Origin of the sequence: Streptomyces sp. NPDC048496, assembly GCF_043200055.1 — a bacterium.
In the GTDB taxonomy this organism is placed as follows: Bacteria; Actinomycetota; Actinomycetes; order Streptomycetales; family Streptomycetaceae; genus Streptomyces.
In genome coordinates this window covers 25,822-42,492 of sequence record NZ_JBICXB010000004.1, presented here as the reverse complement: position 1 = coordinate 42,492, position 16,671 = coordinate 25,822, and the positions used below count along the sequence as shown (strand labels likewise).

The 16,671-nt window shown below is 69.8% G+C and carries 16 protein-coding genes and 1 pseudogene; 5 read left to right on the top strand and 12 right to left on the bottom strand.

All coding sequences use genetic code 11. The annotated features are described in order from the left end of the window. The first annotated feature begins 3 nt into the window (after positions 1-3). From ACGFSA_RS06195 to ACGFSA_RS06175, 5 genes are all read left to right on the top strand, one after another. The gene (locus tag ACGFSA_RS06195) at positions 4-1,368 is read left to right on the top strand and encodes a cryptochrome/photolyase family protein (protein WP_393300390.1); all 1,365 of its coding nucleotides are present in this window, start codon (positions 4-6) and stop codon (positions 1,366-1,368) included. A gap of 353 nt (positions 1,369-1,721) precedes the next feature. After that, complete coding sequence (locus ACGFSA_RS06190; protein ID WP_393300907.1) at positions 1,722-3,257, top strand: molybdopterin-dependent oxidoreductase; 1,536 nt, start codon at positions 1,722-1,724, stop codon at positions 3,255-3,257. 340 nt (positions 3,258-3,597) lie between these two features. Beyond that, positions 3,598-3,873 carry a 2-oxoglutarate and iron-dependent oxygenase domain-containing protein gene (locus ACGFSA_RS06185; protein ID WP_393300386.1) on the top strand — a complete coding sequence of 92 codons (276 nt, stop codon included), beginning with the start codon at positions 3,598-3,600 and terminating at the stop codon, positions 3,871-3,873. After that, complete coding sequence (locus ACGFSA_RS06180) at positions 3,870-4,835, top strand: ADP-ribosylglycohydrolase family protein (RefSeq protein ID WP_393300383.1); 966 nt, start codon at positions 3,870-3,872, stop codon at positions 4,833-4,835. The genes ACGFSA_RS06185 and ACGFSA_RS06180 overlap by 4 nt, the downstream gene beginning before the upstream one ends. Before the next feature lie 122 nt (positions 4,836-4,957). Beyond that, positions 4,958-5,395, top strand: coding sequence for an SPW repeat protein (locus ACGFSA_RS06175; RefSeq protein WP_366690295.1), 438 nt, complete (start codon positions 4,958-4,960; stop codon positions 5,393-5,395). A 130-nt stretch (positions 5,396-5,525) separates the two neighbouring features. Here ACGFSA_RS06175 and ACGFSA_RS06170 read toward each other — a convergent pair. The 12 genes and pseudogenes from ACGFSA_RS06170 to pafA all read right to left on the bottom strand — a co-directional run. Beyond that, positions 5,526-5,730 (bottom strand): annotated as a pseudogene (locus ACGFSA_RS06170) (TetR/AcrR family transcriptional regulator); the annotation flags it as partial. Between the two features lie 74 nt (positions 5,731-5,804). Continuing rightward, positions 5,805-8,639, bottom strand: a complete 2,835-nt coding sequence (locus ACGFSA_RS06165; protein WP_393300379.1) for a DEAD/DEAH box helicase — start codon at positions 8,637-8,639, stop codon at positions 5,805-5,807. Positions 8,640-8,689: 50 nt separating this feature from the next. Next, positions 8,690-9,580, bottom strand: a complete 891-nt coding sequence (locus ACGFSA_RS06160; RefSeq protein WP_393300376.1) for a diacylglycerol kinase — start codon at positions 9,578-9,580, stop codon at positions 8,690-8,692. Positions 9,581-9,598: 18 nt separating this feature from the next. After that, positions 9,599-10,549, bottom strand: coding sequence for a twin-arginine translocase subunit TatC (gene tatC, locus ACGFSA_RS06155; protein ID WP_393300373.1), 951 nt, complete (start codon positions 10,547-10,549; stop codon positions 9,599-9,601). Between the two features lie 61 nt (positions 10,550-10,610). After that, positions 10,611-10,901 (bottom strand): Sec-independent protein translocase subunit TatA, encoded by a 291-nt coding sequence (gene tatA / locus ACGFSA_RS06150; RefSeq protein ID WP_266987647.1) that lies wholly within the window; start codon positions 10,899-10,901, stop codon positions 10,611-10,613. Positions 10,902-11,149: 248 nt separating this feature from the next. Further along, positions 11,150-11,347 (bottom strand): hypothetical protein, encoded by a 198-nt coding sequence (locus ACGFSA_RS06145; protein WP_393300369.1) that lies wholly within the window; start codon positions 11,345-11,347, stop codon positions 11,150-11,152. Positions 11,348-11,398: 51 nt separating this feature from the next. Further along, entirely contained in the window at positions 11,399-11,668 is a 270-nt protein-coding gene (locus ACGFSA_RS06140) for a hypothetical protein (RefSeq protein ID WP_393300904.1), read from the bottom strand. A gap of 27 nt (positions 11,669-11,695) precedes the next feature. Continuing rightward, complete coding sequence (locus tag ACGFSA_RS06135; protein ID WP_266987641.1) at positions 11,696-12,652, bottom strand: YafY family protein; 957 nt, start codon at positions 12,650-12,652, stop codon at positions 11,696-11,698. A gap of 15 nt (positions 12,653-12,667) precedes the next feature. Next, positions 12,668-13,621: a helix-turn-helix transcriptional regulator gene (locus tag ACGFSA_RS06130; protein ID WP_393300366.1), complete on the bottom strand. Its 954-nt coding sequence runs from the start codon at positions 13,619-13,621 to the stop codon at positions 12,668-12,670. 197 nt (positions 13,622-13,818) lie between these two features. Next, complete coding sequence (locus ACGFSA_RS06125) at positions 13,819-14,190, bottom strand: FKBP-type peptidyl-prolyl cis-trans isomerase (protein WP_345513039.1); 372 nt, start codon at positions 14,188-14,190, stop codon at positions 13,819-13,821. A gap of 43 nt (positions 14,191-14,233) precedes the next feature. Next, the gene (locus ACGFSA_RS06120; RefSeq protein ID WP_393300363.1) at positions 14,234-15,181 is read right to left on the bottom strand and encodes an FKBP-type peptidyl-prolyl cis-trans isomerase; all 948 of its coding nucleotides are present in this window, start codon (positions 15,179-15,181) and stop codon (positions 14,234-14,236) included. A gap of 126 nt (positions 15,182-15,307) precedes the next feature. Continuing rightward, positions 15,308-16,669, bottom strand: a complete 1,362-nt coding sequence (pafA, locus tag ACGFSA_RS06115; protein WP_393300360.1) for a Pup--protein ligase — start codon at positions 16,667-16,669, stop codon at positions 15,308-15,310. Positions 16,670-16,671: the final 2 nt, after the last annotated feature.

Below are 16,671 nucleotides of genomic sequence, written 5' to 3'. Positions count from 1 at the left end.
CCCATGACCGTCTCCGTGGCGCTGTTCACCTCCGATCTGCGGTTGCACGACAACCCCGTTCTGCATGCCGCGGTGCGCGGCGCGGATGCCGTCGTCCCCCTCTTCGTCCAGGACGACGGCATCCGCCGGACCGGTTTCGACGCGCCGAACCGGCGGGCGTTCCTCGCCGACTGCCTCGTCGATCTCGACGCGGGGCTGCGCCGCCGCGGCGGCCGGCTGGTCGTCCGCAGCGCCGACGTGGTGGCGGGGGCCTGCGCCGCGGTCGCGGAGACGGGTGCGGAGAGTCTGCACATCGCGGCCGGGGTGAGCGGGTACGCGAGGAAACGCGAGGAGCGCCTGCGTACGGCTCTCGGGGCTGTCGGCTGCGCCCTGCACGTCCATGACGCCGTGGTCACCGCGCTCGCTCCGGGCCTGGTCGTCCCGGCGGGCCGTGACCATTTCGCGGTGTTCACCCCGTACTTCCGCCGTTGGGAGGCGGCGGGGGTACGGGGCACACTGGCCGCGCCGTGGACGGTACGGGTGCCGGACGCGGCGACGTCCACACCGCTGCCCACGCGAGCGGAGGTGACGGGCGTCTCCCCGGGGCTTGCCGAGGGCGGCGAGACGGTAGGACGCAGACTGCTGGCCTCCTGGCTGCACGGCCCGATGGCCGACTACGGGACCGGCCACGACGACCTCGCCGCGGACGCGACATCCCGGCTGTCGCCGTTTCTGCACTTCGGCTGCCTCTCCGCGGCCGAACTGGTGCACCGGGCACGGGAGAAGGGCGGACCGGGCGCCGACGCGTTCGTACGGCAACTGGCCTGGCGGGACTTCCACCACCAGGTTCTCGCCGCCCGGCCGGACGCCGCATGGGCCGACTACCGTCCGCGCGGCGACCGGTGGCGGTCCGACCCCGACGAGATCGAGGCATGGCGTGCCGGGCTCACCGGCTATCCGCTGGTCGACGCGGCCATGCGACAGCTGGCGCACGAGGGCTGGATGCACAACCGGGGCCGGATGCTGGTCGCGAGTTTCCTCACCAAGACGCTGTACGTGGACTGGCGCGTCGGCGCCCGGCACTTCCTCGATCTTCTGGTCGACGGGGACCTGGCGAACAATCAGCTCAACTGGCAGTGGGTGGCGGGCACCGGTACGGACACCCGCCCCAACCGCGTACTCAATCCGCTGATCCAGGGCAAGCGGTTCGATCCGCGGGGCGCGTACGTACGGCGCTGGGTGCCGGAACTGGCGGACCTGGACGGCGCCGCGGTGCACGAGCCGTGGAAGCTCACCGGCCCGGACCGGGCCCGGTTCCTGTATCCGGACCCGGTGGTCGATCTGGCCGAGACCCGCGCCCGCTTCGAACGGGCGCGCGGCCTCGGCTGACAGCTGACGACCGGCTGCCGGCTGTCGGCTGTCGGCTGTCCCACCACGGCTGTCCGCCGCCGATTCCGTGCCATGCCGGTCCCTCGGTCCCTCGGTCCCGGCCCGCGCCGGGCGGGCCGGTGTGCGCCGAACGGGCCCCCTCAAAGGGCCCCTCGAAGGGTGATTCGTGGCCGGGGCCGACACGGATTGGCCGATGACCGCCTCTCATCCGATCGGGTGACGGACCAATCCGCCGGACGTCCGACGACGAATCAACGGATGTGAACGAGAAACAGAACGACGAGCAGGAGCAAGGGGCTTCCGGGTCCCGGCGGTCCCGCTGGGCACGTGCCGGTCTCGCCGGGCTCAGCGGTCTGATCGCCGGGTTCTGCGCCCTGGCCGCGGCCGAACTGGTCTCGGCTGTCGTACGTCCGGAGGCGGGTCCGGTCGTGGCGGTGGGCGGGGCGGTCATCGACCGCACTCCCCCGGTCCTGAAGGACTTCGCCGTACGGCACTTCGGCACGGCCGACAAGGTGGTGCTCGAACTGGGCATCCTGGCGCTGCTGTCGGCTTTCGCCGTGGCGGTCGGGCTGCTGACGCTGCGGCACCGGCTGCTCGGCTCGGCGGCCGTTCTGGTCTTCGGCGTGGTCGGGGCAGTGGCGGCGGTGGGACGGCCGGAAGGCAGCCCCGCCGATGCCCTGCCCTCGGTAGTGGGTGCCGTCCTGGCCACAGGGGTGCTGTATCACCTGGTCGGACGGCTCGGCCCGGTGCTCCGTCCCTCTCCCGCGGCTGGACAGAAGGACGGCCAGCGGGACGGCACCTTCGACCGGCGCGGTTTCGTGATCGCGGCGACCGCTGCGACGGCGGCCTCGGCCGGTGCGGGGTTCCTGGGACGGCGGCTGACGTCCGCCGTGCAGGCCGGGGCCACCGCCTCACGGCATGATCTGGTCCTCCCGGTCCCCGATTCACCGGCTCCCGCCGTACCGCCCGGGGCGGATCTGCGGATCCGGGGCCTGAGCTCGTTCATCACCCCGAACAAGAGCTTCTACCGGGTGGACACCGCCCTGGTCGTGCCCCGCATCGACGCCGATTCGTGGCGGCTGCGGATCCACGGAAAGGGGGTTGCCCGCCCGCTCGCGCTCAGCTTCCAGGACCTGCTGGGGCGGGAGATCATCGAGCGCGACATCACCCTGGCGTGTGTCTCCAACGAGGTCGGCGGCCCGTACGTCGGCAATGCCCGGTGGATCGGTGTACGGCTGGCCGATCTCCTGCGCGAGGCCGGGGTGAAGCCACCGTCGCAGGGCGGGCCCGCCGACCAGATCGTGGCGCGTTCCGTCGACGGCATGACGATCGGCACGCCGGTCGAGACGGTCATGGACGGCCGCGACGCGATCCTCGCCCTCGGCATGAACGGCGAGCCCCTGCCGTTCGCGCACGGCTTCCCGGTCCGCATGGTGGTGCCGGGACTCTACGGGTACGTCTCGGCCTGCAAGTGGATCAAGGACATCGAGCTGACGACGTTCGCCTCGTACGACGCGTACTGGGTCAGGCGCAGCTGGTCCCAGCAGGCGCCGGTCAAGACGCAGTCCCGGATCGACACGCCGCGTCCGTTCGCCTCACCGAAGCCCGGCATCGTGCCCGTCGCCGGGGTGGCCTGGGCCGAGCACCGGGGGATCTCGCGGGTGGAGGTCCGGGTGGACGGCGGCCCGTGGCATCGAGCCCGGCTCGCGGCGAAGGACAGCCGGGACACCTGGCGCCAGTGGGTGTGGGAGTGGCCGGCCACGTCCGGCAATCACACGCTGGAGGTCCGTGCGACCGACGGGACGGGTGCCACTCAGACCGGCGAACGCGTCGGCACCGTCCCGGACGGTGCGACCGGCTGGCACTCGGTGGTGGTCGACGTGTCCTGACCCGATGCGGCTCCGGCCGCTGCGCCGCAAGGGCCGTGACCGCCGATGCCTCGCTGGACGAACTAGTGCCGTGACCGGCAATGTTTTACTTTGAACTCTCTCGGGCGGATCGTCCACGGCCGGTGGACTGTCGAACGTTCCACGCTCCCGCACCGGGTGGGCGCCGTGCTCGGTCGCTCGACGGCTGCGCGAGGCTGCTGGTGAGCGACGCGCGGCCGCACGGCACCCCGTACACCCGGACGTTCGAGATCACTGCCGCCGAAGGGCTCCTCGCCGGGCTACACTGCGCCGGAGCGGGCCTCCTTCCCGTATCCGCGTCCGTACCGGAAGGCGCCCGCTGATGTCCGCGACCCCCTTCACCGAGCTGCCGGTCGTGGACATCACGGCCCTGCGCGGCGGCGACCATGCCGGGGAACGCGCCCGCGCCGTGGCCGAGTTGGGCCGCGCCGACCGCGAGACCGGATTCCTCTACCTGTCCGGCCACGGCATAGACCCGGCCCTCTTCGACCGGCTGCTCGCCGCCACGAAGTCGTTCTTCGCCCAGCCCCTCCAGCGGAAGATGGCGTGCTGGACCGGGAACTCGTCCAACCGTCGCGGTTACGTCCCCGAGCCATGACCATGAACCAAGGGACCAGACAGGACCGCGTGGTGGGCGCCGTGGTCGGTTCGGCGGTCGGCGACGCGCTCGGGGCGCCGTTCGAGTTCGGGCCCGCGGGTGTGTACGCGGACCGCTTCCCCGACGGCTTCGGCACAATGTGCGGGGGCGGTGGCTGGGATCCTGGCGAGGCGACGGACGACACGCAGATGGCCGTACTGGTCGGTGAGTCGCTGCTGGAGCGGGACGGGCTCGATCTGCCCGACATCTTCGACCGGTTCCGGCGGTGGGCGGCGGGTGAGCCGAAGGACATCGGTCTGCAGACTGAGTGCGTCCTGACGAGCGGTGACCCCTGGGATCTGGCCGCCGCTCTGCACTTCCAGGTCAACGGGCGTGCGGCGGGCAACGGTTCGCTGATGCGGGCCGCCACCTCCGCCGTGTACTTCGCGCGGACCGACGGCCCGGAGCCCGCGGCGCGGGCCACGACGATGGACGCCGCCCGCCGGATCGCGGCACTGACGCATGGCGACGGCGCCGCCTGGGAAGGCACCGCCGTCCTCCACGAGCTGATCCGGGCGGCGCTGAACGGCGACGACCCGCTCGCAGCCGTGCCGGGCGCCCTGGCCGACGTACCCGACGACCGGCGCGAACACTGGGCGACCGTCCTCGCACCGGGCTGGCATCCCGGTCTGGCGACGGAGTTCAACGGGGCGGTTTGGCCGTGCCTGGGGACGGCGGTCTGGGCGCTGCGCACGACACATACCTTCGAAGCCTCGCTGGCAGCGGCGATCGACGTCGGCGGGGACACCGACACGGTCGCGGCCGTGACCGGCGCCCTGACCGGGGCGGTGTACGGCATGGGTGCGATCCCGCCACGCTGGACGGAGTCCCTGCACGTCCCGCTGCCGGGGTACGGGGACCGGGTCCTGTGCACCCCCGAGCTGGCGGCCCTGGCCCGGCGCCTGGACGCCCGGGAATCATAAGGTCCACGCGGTCCGAAATGTACACATAAGGCTGAGATAAGCGCAGAATGGTGGAGCAGGCGCCTACAGCACACCCCCCTCACACCGCGGTCGGGCCTGCAGGACCGAAGGAGACGACTCTCATGTCCAACGTCTCACACACCCGCGCTGACATCACCAGTCACCCGGATGTTTCCGAAATGCGGGAGCGCTATGCCCGCATGCTCGGTGGTCGCGATGTGGCGCTCGTCGACGGACCGGTGTTCCTCGTCGGCCTCTACTGCGCCGTCTCGCCCTGGGTACTTCACTTCACTGCAAGCCAGCCCACCCTCGTGCAGCACAACCTGATCATGGGGATCGCGATCGCGGTGCTGGGGCTCGGGTTCACGGTGATGCCGGACCGGATGTACGGCCTGAGCTGGGCCATCTGCGCCATGGGCATCTGGATGATCATCTCGCCGTGGGTCGTCGCCAGCAGCCCCGACATGGGCGTCATCCTCAACAACGTCATCATCGGCGGTCTGGCCGTACTGCTGGGGCTGGCCTGCGTGGGAGTGGCGATGAAGAGCAATCGGACCTAGGGGTGCCCCCTGGCGGTCCCTGAACGACGAAGGAGCGTGAGCTTCCGGCCGGTCCGCGCCCAGCGGACCGGCCGAGGCACGTCCGGGGAGGGTCCGCGGGGTGCAAGGTCCAGCGGCAGCCGTGCGCGGGCTACGCGCGCTCCGTGCCGACGATCCGCAGCGCCGCGTCCGCCGTTGCCCTCCGCGAACGCGGCGACCGGCCGATCCGGACCGGAGCGGCGCACCAGGATCACGCCTTCGATCAGCCCGAAGACCAGGTCGGTCCGGAGTGCCGGCTCCTGCTCGTCCAGCACGGCCCCCGCCCGGGTCGCCGCCGGCAGCTTCCCGTACGCCTCCGGCGGTCTCGGGCAGGACCGCCGCATGCGCCCCACCCGAGGCCCGGTCGACCGAACCCGCAGCGCAGCCCCCGTCACCCCACCGAGCTGTACGCCACAACCCCCCGGAGCACCGCATCCGTTGCCTTGCGTGCAGTGCGCGCCACGGACCCGGCGCCCGCGCCCGGCGGCGCCGCGGCCGCGATCTGCCCCAGCACATCGATGACCTGCTTGCACCACCGTACGAAGTCCCCCGCGGGCATCTCCGCCTCGCGCAGCACCTCGTCGAGTGTCCGCCCCGACGCCCACATGTAGACGGCCCAGGCGAATCCGAGATCGGGTTCCCGCTGCCCGACCCCCTCCGCCTGGTTGATCCTGAAGTCCTCCTCCAGGGCATCGAGTCGTCCCCAGATACGGACCATCTCGGCCATCGCCGTCTTCGCCGGGCCGGACGGCAGTTTCGGCGCCACGGCGTCGTCCGCCTGCCGCGCCTCGTACACCAGCGCCGACACACACGCGGCGAGCTCCGCCGGGTTCAGCCCTTCCCAGACCCCTGCCCGCAGGCACTCGCTGGCCAGCAGGTCCAGTTCGCCGTAGAGCCGGGCCAATCGCCGCCCGTGCTCGGTGACTTCATTGCCCCGCAGATAGTCGAGCTCGGTGAGGAGCGCCACGATCCGGTCGAAGGTGCGGGCGATCGTGTTCGTCCGCCCCTCGATCCGCCGCTCCAGCTGCTTCGTGTCCCGCTGGAGCCGGTGGTAGCGCTCCGCCCACCGCGCATGGTCCTCGCGCTCGTTGCACCCATGGCACGGGTGGGCCCGCAACTCGGCCCGGTAGCGGGCGATCTGCTGGTCGTCCGCAGCCTCGGCCCGCCCCCTGCGGTGCCGCTCCGGCACGATGTGCCCTGCCTTGGTCCGCAGGGCCGACGCCAGATCGCGCCTCGACTGCGGCGACCGCGGGTTGAACGACTTCGGCACCCGCATCCGCTCCACCGCCTCGACCGGCACGGGGAAGTCGATCGACGCGAGCCGCTTGACCTGCCGCTCGGCGGTGAGCACCAACGGCCGCGGCCCGTCGTGGTATTCGAGCCCGCGATGCGTGTTGGCCCGCCCGGCGGGCAGCCCCGGGTCCAGCACCAGGGCCAGCCCGGCGAACTTCCCGGTCGGGACATGGATGACGTCGCCCGGCTTCAGCTTCTCCAACGACGCCGCTGCGGCGGCCCGCCGCTGTGACGCGCCGTGCTTGGCGAGCTCCGTCTCCCGGTCCTTGAGGTCACGGCGCAGCCGTGCGTACTCCTCGAAGTCGCCGAGGTGACAGGTCATGCCCTCGCGGTAGCCCTCAAGACCCTCCTCGTTCCTCTGTACCTGCCGGGAGATCCCGACGACCGATCGGTCGGCCTGGAACTGGGCGAACGAGGTCTCCAGCAGTTCGCGCGACCGGTGCCGCCCGAACTGCTGCACCAGGTTCACGGCCATGTTGTACGAGGGCCGGAAGCTGGACCGCAGCGGATACGTACGCGTACCCGCGAGTCCGGCCAGCGCCCCCGGGTCCATGCCGCGCTGCCACAGCACCACCGCATGGCCCTCGATGTCGATCCCCCGCCGCCCGGCACGCCCGGTCAGCTGGGTGTACTCGCCCGGGGTGATGTCGGCGTGCTGCTCGCCGTTCCACTTGACGAGCTTCTCCAAGACCACCGATCGCGCGGGCATGTTGATGCCGAGGGCGAGGGTCTCCGTCGCGAAGACCGCCTTGACGAGCCCGCGTACGAACAGTTCCTCGACGACCTCCTTGAAGGTCGGCAGCATGCCCGCGTGGTGCGCGGCGATGCCGCGCTCCAGACCTTCGAGCCACTCGTAGTAGCCGAGGACATGGAGATCCTCGGGAGGGATGGACCCGGTCCGCTCCTCGACGATCTCCCGCACCAGGCGGCGCTTGCTGTCGTCGTTGAGCCGCAGTCCGGCCTGGAGACACTGCTGCACGGCGGCCTCGCAGCCGGCCCGGCTGAAGATGAACGTGATGGCGGGCAACAGGCCTTCGGCGTCCAGCCGGTCGATGACCTCGGGCCTGGACGGGGTCCAGATCCGGCTGCGCTCGCGCCGCTCGCGCTCGCGGTCGGCCTCCCGCACCATCTTTCCGCGGCGGCGCTCGCGCGGGTTGTATCCGCGCTGGCTTTCCATGCGGGCGAGCCGGACGAGGTCAGGGCTGACCTCGCGGCGACCGACGCCGCGGCCGCCGTGGTCGGTCTCCTCCTCGAAGAGGTCGTACATCCGGCGGCCGGCCAGGACGTGCTGCCAGAGCGGCACGGGCCGGTTCTCGGAGACGATGACTTCGGTGTCACCGCGGACGGTGTCCAGCCAGTCGCCGAACTCCTCGGCGTTGGACACGGTCGCCGACAGCGACACCAGGGTCACCGAATCGGGCAGATGAATGATCACTTCTTCCCACACCGCGCCACGGAAGCGGTCGGAGAGGTAGTGCACCTCGTCCATCACCACATAGCCGAGGCCGCGGAGCGCCTGGGAGCCCGCGTACAGCATGTTCCGCAGCACTTCGGTGGTCATGACGACCACGGGTGCGTCCCCGTTGACACTGTTGTCGCCGGTCAGCAGGCCGACCTTGTCCGCGCCGTAGCGCTTGACCAGATCGGTGAACTTCTGGTTGGACAGGGCCTTGATGGGCGTGGTGTAGAAGCACTTGCGGCCCTGGCGCAGTGCGAGATGCACGGCGAACTCGCCGACGATCGTCTTGCCCGACCCGGTCGGGGCCGCGACCAGCACCCCTTTACCCGCCTCCAGGGCCTTGCATGCATCGATCTGGAACGGGTCCAGACCGAACTCGTACAACTCGCGGAAGGGCGCGAGCGCCGTGGCCTGCTCGGCGGCGCGGATCCGGAAAGCCTGGTATCGCTCAGCTGGTGAGAGGTCCTCTGTCATCTTGGTTACGAGCCTACCCGTCACCTCTGACAGTCAGCCCGATCTTTAATTCACTGTGCAAGAACCCTGGCCGCGCCCGGCACACAGGTCGCGGTGAGCGGCAGGGCGCCGAGCGGCTCACCATCCGCATACGCGGTGACACCGGCCGCGACCAGCTCGATCGACGAGACCCGGTGCACGGTGACCTGGGGATGGCCGAGGTGCGTGCCCTTGTAGACGCGGGGGAACACCTTGAGCAGGGTGGTACGGCTGCAGTCCCCGACGACGGTCACGTCGAAGAGCCCGTCGTCCATGACGGCGTCCGCACAGATCCGCATCCCGCCGCCGTACGTGGACCCGTTGCCCACGGCGATGAGCGTCGCCTCGATCTCCTGGGCCGGTCCGCCGTCGAGCCTGACGCGGTACGGGATCGGTCTGAACGCGGCGAGTTCGGCGAGGATCGCCAGGTCGTACTTGAACCGCCCGCCGGCCCAGCGCATCCGGTTGCCCCGGTCGTTGACCCGGGAGTCGAAGCCGGAGGCGAGCACCGAACCGAACCATCGCTCCCCGACCCTGCCGAGGTCGATCTCGCGGACGCTGCCACCCTTGAGCGCCTCGGCCGCGAGCCGTCCGGCGGCGGCCGGGTCCCGTATCGGCAGGCCCAGGGCGCGGGCGAAGTCGTTGCCGGTGCCGACAGCGACGACGCCGAGCGGTGTCATGGTCCCGGCGACGGCCTGGAGGGCGAGGGACATCATGCCGTCCCCGCCCACGGCTATCAGCGCACCTGTCCCGCCCGCGACGGCCTCACGGGCCCGCCGCAGCGCGTCGTCGGCGTCCTCGCCCAGCACCGTGCGCACGGAGAATCCTGCGGCCCGCAACGCGGAAGCGGCCGGCTGCGCGGCGTGCGCGCCCCGGCCGCGTCCCGCGGTGGGATTGACGAAAAGGGTGATCTCGCTGGTCACCCCGGGGACCTTACAAGGTCAGGTGATGTCGTCGTAACCGTTCACCCGATCACGGTCCGGCCCCGCCTGCGCGGGCAGCGAGCCGCCCGTGGACACCGATTCGATCTCACCGATGTCCTCAGGGGTCAGGTCCAGCTCCGACGCCTCGTCATCGGCGGGTCCCGCCGCCGCGCGCAGTGCCTTGCGGCGGTCGTTGAGGAGCGAGAGCCCCGTGGCACAGAAGTACAGGACCCAGATCGGCCCGGCGAGGGCCAGCATGGTGAGCGGGTCCGTACTGGGCGTGGCCACGGCGGCGAAGACCGTGATTCCCATGATCATCCCGCGCCACCAGCCGAGCATCCGCTTGCCGGTGATGACCCCGCCGAGGTTCAGCATGACGAGCAGCAGGGGCAGCTCGAAGGAGAGTCCGAAGACCACCACCATGCGCGTGATCAGGTCCAGCAGGTCATCGAGCGGCAGCTGGTTGTCCAGGCCGGCCGGCGAGAAGTCCAGCAGGACCTTGGCCATCGTGGGCAGCGTCTTGTACGCGAAGAAACCACCGGCGAGGAAGAGCGGGAAGCCCGCGCCGACGAAGGCGAGCGAGTACTTCTTCTCGTGCTTGTGCAGACCGGGGGCGATGAACGCCCACAGCTGGTAGAGCCAGATCGGCGACGAAAGGACGACACCCGCCATGAGGGAGACCTTGAGCGCGAGGGTGAACGGCGTCAGCAGACCGTTCAGGACGATGCGCGCACAGGTGCCGTCCTCCTGCTTCGCGAGTTCGGCGAAGCTCGAATGGCAACCGACCGCCTTCAGCACCGGATCGGTGAAGAACTCGATGATCCCCTTGTAGAAGAACGCGGCGACGATCGTGACGGCGACGATCGCCAGCAGAGCCTTCGCCAGCCGGTTACGCAGCTCACGCAGGTGCTCCACCAGGGGCATGCGGCCCTCTGGGTCCGTCTCCTGTTTGCGGGCAGACTTGAGCAACCCACGTCCTCATCTCGTGCAGCAGGCCGTCACCATGACGGCGCCTGCGTCGGCCCGGTTGTCAGCGGTTGGTCGAGTCGGTCGGCTCGGCAACCGGACGCGAGCTCGTCACATCGCCGGGCGCGGCCTTGATGGTGCGCGGGGCGGCCTGGTCCTGGGCGGCATCGTTCGGCGGGTCCGCGGGGGTGGCCGTCGCGGCACCCTCGGACTTCATCGCCTTGGCCTCGCTCTTGAGGATGCGGGCCGACTTGCCGAGCGAGCGAGCCATGTCAGGAAGCTTCTTCGCGCCGAACAGCAGAACAATGACGACGAGGATCAGGATGATCTCGGGAGCGCCGAGCCTTCCGAACATATGCGTGTACCTTCTCACCGAGGCAGCAGGGGTGGGGCTGATCGAACGTCGGACAGACGTCCGATCTTCGTACTGTCAGCGATCGTATCCCGCAGGAGTAAACGCAGGGCAATACCCATGCATCCTTGCGATTACGGCCCACGCCTCGCTCTCAGGGCCGCCACCAGCAGCGTACCCTCCGAACCCGAGAAACAAGAGGCCCCGCCCGCCCCGGTCGACCGGTCCGGCGCACAGCTCCCCCGTCCGTGTCAGCGCAACGCCTCGCCGGTGGCGGCGAGATCCGTTGCGGCCCGTTCGAGATCCTCGGCCGCCCGGTTGATGCGCCGAGTGGTATGGGTCACCTGTCGCCCCAGGCGCCGGGCCTCGACGAACACCTTGACGGCCAGTACGCCAAGGACGGTAATCCCGAGGAATCCCAGGGCGATGGCGAGCATGGGCCAGAACATGCGCAGAGCCTCGATGTTGTCTAGGTGTCGCAGGAGCCGGGTGTCCGTGTGTCAGGAGTTCTGAAGGCTGGTGTGGAGGCGCAGCGTCCGCACGCCCCCACCCGTGAGGAGTTCTACCATCCGCTCCCCGGCGGGCTTACGGACGGCGGCGCCGCACTCGGGGCAGGTGAACGAGTAGAACGTGGTGCGACGGCTGGAGCCGATGGCGAGGCGCAGGGCACCCGCCGCGAGCTCGAAGCGCCCGCGGCAGTCCGGGCAGGCCGCCTTGAACCGTACGGACTCCGGTACCACCACAGTTGAAATACCCGACATCACAGACATATTGCTCACATCTCCTCAGGTATCCGTTCAGGCAGGGCCGTCATAGGCGGCGAGCGCTGCCCGCGCCGCCTGCTGCGCGCTCTGCGCCAGCTCCGGTGGGGCGACGATGCGCCCTTCCCCGCCGAGCCGCAGCGCAAGCCTGCGCAGCGACGCCGGATCGGGCGTGCGCAAGGTGATCCGCAGTCCGCCGTCGGCCAGTTCCTCCGCACTGTCGTGCGGGTAGTACTCGGCGACCCACCGGCCGCCGGGCCCGACCTCGATCACCACCTCGGGGTCCTCGGCCGCCGGCTGCACCAGCCCCTCGGACAGGTCCCGCAGTTCCAGCTCCGGCGGTGCGGACGGCTCGTCCAGCAGCCGGATCTCGGCGACCCGGTCGAGCCGGAACGTACGCCGGTCCTCGGAGGACCTGCACCAGGCCTCCATGTACGTATGCCCCACGGCGAACAGCCGGATCGGGTCCACCTCGCGCTCGGTCAGCTCGTCGCGCGCGGGTGAGTAGTACCGCAGCCAGAGCCGGCGCCGCTCCGAGATCGCCCGGTCGACATCGGCGAAGACGCCGCCCTCGGACTCGAAGGTGACCGAGAGCCGGGAGCTCGCCGCCCCGACCTCACCGGCCGCCGTCTCCAGCTTGGCGGTGGCCCGCAGCAGTGCCTGCCGGTCGCTCTCCCGCAGCCCCGGCAGCGTCGCCACGGCGCGCGCCGCGACCAGCAGGGCCGTCGCCTCGTCCGCCGCGAGCCGCAGCGGCTCCGCCACGTCGTCCGGGTTGTGCCACCAGATCCGGTCGCCGTCGGTGTCGATGTCCAGCAGATCGCCGCCCCGGAAGCTCGTCCCGCACATGGGCAGGACGTCGAGGTCCGAGATCAGCTCGTCCTCGGTGATCCCGAATGCCCGGGCCACGTCCTGCACATGGGCGCCGGGGCGCTCCCTCAGATACGTCACGAGGGACAGCATCCGGCGCGTCTGGTCGATCGCGTTCGTCGCCATGAATACGGTCCCTCCTCAGTCCTTGGCCACGGCGCGCAGCCGCTCCACCACATCGGCCCGCAGATCCGCGGGTTCCCGCACGACGACGTCCGGGCCGAACTCGACGAGCCAGGCGTCGAGACCGTGTCCGTACGGAATCTCCAACTCGTCCCAGCCGTCGCCGAGTTCCCGCACCGATATCGCCCGCGAGCGCAGCGGGTATCCGGAGCCGGACCGCAGCCGGATCAGCGCGGTCCGGGTCGCCGTCTCCCCCGCCCAGCTCTCGACGGTCTCCCGGACGGTCACCACGTCGGGCACCTCGGCGGTGAAGACCCCGGCCCGCGAACGGACCCGGCCGGTGATCCGGGAGAGGCGGAACACCCGCTCGGCACGACGGTCCCGGTCCCAGCCGGCCAGATACCAGTGACCGCGCCAGCACTCGAGCGTCCAGGGCTCGACCTGGCGCTGCTCCGGGCGGGCGGCGTTGGCCTTGCGGTAGTCGAAGATGACCGGACGGCGGTCCCGGCACGCCAGCATCAACGGCTCGAACGCTGCCTCATGGACCGGGATACGCGGCTCGAGGGCGCTGTGCACCTCGTACGCGTCCTCGGCCTCCGGCATCCCGGCGGCCCGGAGCTTCTGCAGCGCGCCACTGGCCGCGCCCGCGAGCCGGGCCTGCTGCCACACCTTTGCCGCCAGGCCGAGCGCCGCGGCCTCCTCGGCGTCCAGCGTGATCGGTGGCAGCCGGTTGCTGTCCCGGCGGGCCAGATAGCCGATGTCGCCGTCCAGGTTCTCCACGGTCTCGATGACCAGACCCAGCTCGCGCAGATCGTCCTTGTCCCGCTCGAACATCCGGTTGAAGGCTTCGTCGGAGCCCGCCTCCAGATAGGCCTCGATGGAACCGCGCAGCTCGCGCTTGCTGAGCGGGCGCCGGGTCCCCAGCAGGCACAGCGCCAGGTTCATCAGCCGCTCGGCCTTGGCAATCGCCATCGGCGCCCTTTCTCTACGTGCTCTACGACCCTCGACCGTACCGCTCCGGAGTGTCCGGACAAAAGTGAGGAGGGTGCCGAAGATCTCGGCGCCACGAGAGCGGCCAAGATCTTCAGCACCCTCCTGGAGTCCACGCTCCACATCACGAGGGCCCGTGCGGTCCCGCACGGGCCCTCGTGATGTGTCCGCGGGACGGATCAGACGGCGATCAGGTCGCAGACGAAGATCAGCGTCTCGCCGGGGGCGATACGGCCGCCGGCGCCGCGGTCACCGTACGCGAGGTGCGCGGGGATGGTCAGCTGGCGACGGCCGCCAACCTTCATGCCCTGCACGCCCTGGTCCCAGCCGGAGATGACCTGACCGACGCCGAGCTGGAACTGCAGCGGGGTGCCGCGGTTCCACGAGGCGTCGAACTCCTCGCCGGTGGAGAAGGCCACGCCCACGTAGTGGACCTTGACCATGTCGCCGGCCTTGGCGACCGCACCGTCGCCCTCCCAGATGTCCTTGATCTCCAGGTCGGCCGGCGGCTCGCCGCCCGGGAAGTCGATCTCGGGCTTCTCGATGCTCACTGAACTGCTCCTCCACATGAATAACTGGGCAACCGGGACAGTCTTACATCTTTGCCAGCAGGTCCACGGCGAAGACCAGCGTGGAGTTGGCGGGGATGGACTGCTGAGCCTTGTCGCCGAAGGCCTGGTCCGGCGGGATGACCAGCAGGACACGGCTGCCGATCTTCTTGCCGAGCAGGCCGTTCTTCAGCCCCTTGAGGGTGACCTGGCCGATGGGGAAGGTTTCCGTCTTCCCCCGGGTGTAGGTGCTGTCGAACGGCTTGCCGTCCTTCCACAGCAGGCCCTCGTAGTTCACGACGACGCTGTCGGTCTCCTTGATGACGTCGCCCTTGGACTCCAGGATGTAGTTGGAGACCAGCTTCGCCGGCGGGTCGGTCTTCTCCGGGATCTTGACCGTCGGAGCCTTGCCGTCGGTGTTGGTGCCCACCTTCGGCAGGTCGGCGTTGCCCTGGGCGACCGCGGTGCCCTTGGCGGACGCCGGGATCGTCGTCGCCTTCAGGATGTCCACGACGAAGACGAGGGTGGCGTTCGGCTTGATGTCGCCCTGGCCCTGCGCGCCGTAACCGAGGTCCGGCGGAATGACGAGCTGGACGCGGCTGCCGACCTTCTTCCCGAGGAGCCCCTGATCCCAGCCCTTGATGACCATGCCGGCACCGAGGGTCAGATCGAACGGCTGCTTACGGTCGAAACTGTTGTCGAACGGCTTCGTGGAGTCCCACGCCTGCCCCAGGTAGTTGACCTGGATCGCGTCGCCGTTCTTCAGCGTCGCGCCCTTTCCCTCACTGACGACACGCGTCTTCAGATCCTTGGGAGGATCGCCTTCTCCCTTGGACAGGGTGGGCTTCTCACCGAACTTCGCACCCGCGGTGATCGCGGGAAATGCGTTGTTCGAGGCGGAGGCTGAAGCGGAGGCGGATCCCTTGCCGCTGCCGCCGCACGCCGCTGTCAACAGCAGCAGGGGGACAACGAGAAGGCCGGCAAGTCGGCGCACTGGTTCCTCAGATCTCAGACGGCACGATTGATTGGGTCCCCGACACTCTAGGGCGTGCACAGGGCCCCGCACGAGGAACGTACGGGGCCCGAGTCGCACAGGAGCCGAGGCGCGTCCTGCGCCCGGTCACATACCCGCGATCAGCTTCTCCACTCGATCGTCCACGGAACGGAACGGGTCCTTGCACAACACCGTGCGCTGCGCCTGGTCGTTGAGCTTGAGGTGGACCCAGTCGACGGTGAAGTCCCGCCGCTGCTCCTGGGCCCTTCGGATGAAGTCACCGCGCAGCCGCGCCCGGGTGGTCTGCGGGGGCACGGACTTGCCCTCGAAGATCTTCAGGTCGTTGCAGATGCGGGCGGCCTGCCCCTTCCGCTCCAGCAGGTAGTACAGCCCGCGGCGCCGGTGGATGTCGTGGTAGGCGAGGTCTATCTGGGCGACCCGCGGATGCGACATCGTCATGTTGTGCTTGGCCCGGTACCGCTCGATGAGCTTGTACTTCATCACCCAGTCGATCTCGGTCCCGATCCGGTCGAGGTCCTCGGCCTCGACCGCGTCGAGCGTACGGCCCCACAGCTCCAGGACCTGCTCGACGGTGCCGGTGCGGATGCCGCGGCGGTCGACGAAGTCCACGGCCTTCTCGTAGTACTCCCGCTGCACCTCGATGGCGGACGCCTCGCGGCCGCTGGCGAGGCGCACCTTGCGCTGCCCCGTGATGTCGTGGCTGACCTCACGGATCGCCCGGATCGGGTTCTCCAGCGTCAGATCACGCATCACCGTGCCCGCTTCGATCATGCGGAGCACCAGGTCCGTCGCGCCGACCTTGAGCAGCATCGTCGTCTCGGACATGTTGGAGTCACCGACGATGACATGGAGGCGGCGGTACCGCTCCGCGTCCGCGTGCGGTTCGTCACGGGTGTTGATGATCGGACGGGAGCGCGTCGTCGCGGAACTGACGCCCTCCCAGATGTGCTCGGCACGCTGGCTGACGCAGTAGACCGCGCCGCGCGGGGTCTGCAGCACCTTGCCCGCACCACAGATCAGCTGCCTCGTGACGAGGAAGGGAATGAGGATGTCCGCGAGCCGGGAGAATTCTCCGTGCCGCGCCACGAGGTAGTTCTCGTGGCACCCGTAGGAGTTTCCCGCCGAATCGGTGTTGTTCTTGAAGAGATAGACGTCGCCCGCGATTCCCTCCTCGTGCAGGCGGCGTTCGGCGTCGACAAGCAGGCCTTCGAGAATGCGCTCGCCGGCCTTGTCGTGGGTGACCAGCTCGGTCAGATTGTCGCATTCGGGGGTTGCATATTCCGGATGCGATCCCACGTCGAGGTAGAGGCGGGCGCCGTTCCGCAGAAAGACATTGCTGCTGCGGCCCCATGACACGACACGGCGGAAGAGGTAGCGCGCCACTTCATCAGGAGACAGTCGGCGCTGTCCCCTGAACGTGCACGTGACGCCGTACTCGTTCTCCAGCCCGAAAATGCGGCGGTCCATGA

What these genes read in the sequence shown, in the direction of transcription:
- ACGFSA_RS06195 (WP_393300390.1), top strand. Translation starts at nt 4, where the DNA reads ATGACCGTCTCCGTGGCGCTGTTCACCTCCGATCTGCGGTTGCACGAC.
- ACGFSA_RS06185 (WP_393300386.1), top strand. Translation starts at nt 3,598, where the DNA reads ATGTCCGCGACCCCCTTCACCGAGCTGCCGGTCGTGGACATCACGGCC.
- ACGFSA_RS06180 (WP_393300383.1), top strand. Translation starts at nt 3,870, where the DNA reads ATGACCATGAACCAAGGGACCAGACAGGACCGCGTGGTGGGCGCCGTG.
- ACGFSA_RS06175 (WP_366690295.1), top strand. Translation starts at nt 4,958, where the DNA reads ATGTCCAACGTCTCACACACCCGCGCTGACATCACCAGTCACCCGGAT.
- ACGFSA_RS06165 (WP_393300379.1), bottom strand. Translation starts at nt 8,639, where the DNA reads ATGACAGAGGACCTCTCACCAGCTGAGCGATACCAGGCTTTCCGGATC.
- tatA (WP_266987647.1), bottom strand. Translation starts at nt 10,901, where the DNA reads ATGTTCGGAAGGCTCGGCGCTCCCGAGATCATCCTGATCCTCGTCGTC.
- ACGFSA_RS06145 (WP_393300369.1), bottom strand. Translation starts at nt 11,347, where the DNA reads ATGTTCTGGCCCATGCTCGCCATCGCCCTGGGATTCCTCGGGATTACC.
- ACGFSA_RS06140 (WP_393300904.1), bottom strand. Translation starts at nt 11,668, where the DNA reads ATGTCTGTGATGTCGGGTATTTCAACTGTGGTGGTACCGGAGTCCGTA.
- ACGFSA_RS06135 (WP_266987641.1), bottom strand. Translation starts at nt 12,652, where the DNA reads ATGGCGACGAACGCGATCGACCAGACGCGCCGGATGCTGTCCCTCGTG.
- ACGFSA_RS06130 (WP_393300366.1), bottom strand. Translation starts at nt 13,621, where the DNA reads ATGGCGATTGCCAAGGCCGAGCGGCTGATGAACCTGGCGCTGTGCCTG.
- pafA (WP_393300360.1), bottom strand. Translation starts at nt 16,669, where the DNA reads ATGGACCGCCGCATTTTCGGGCTGGAGAACGAGTACGGCGTCACGTGC.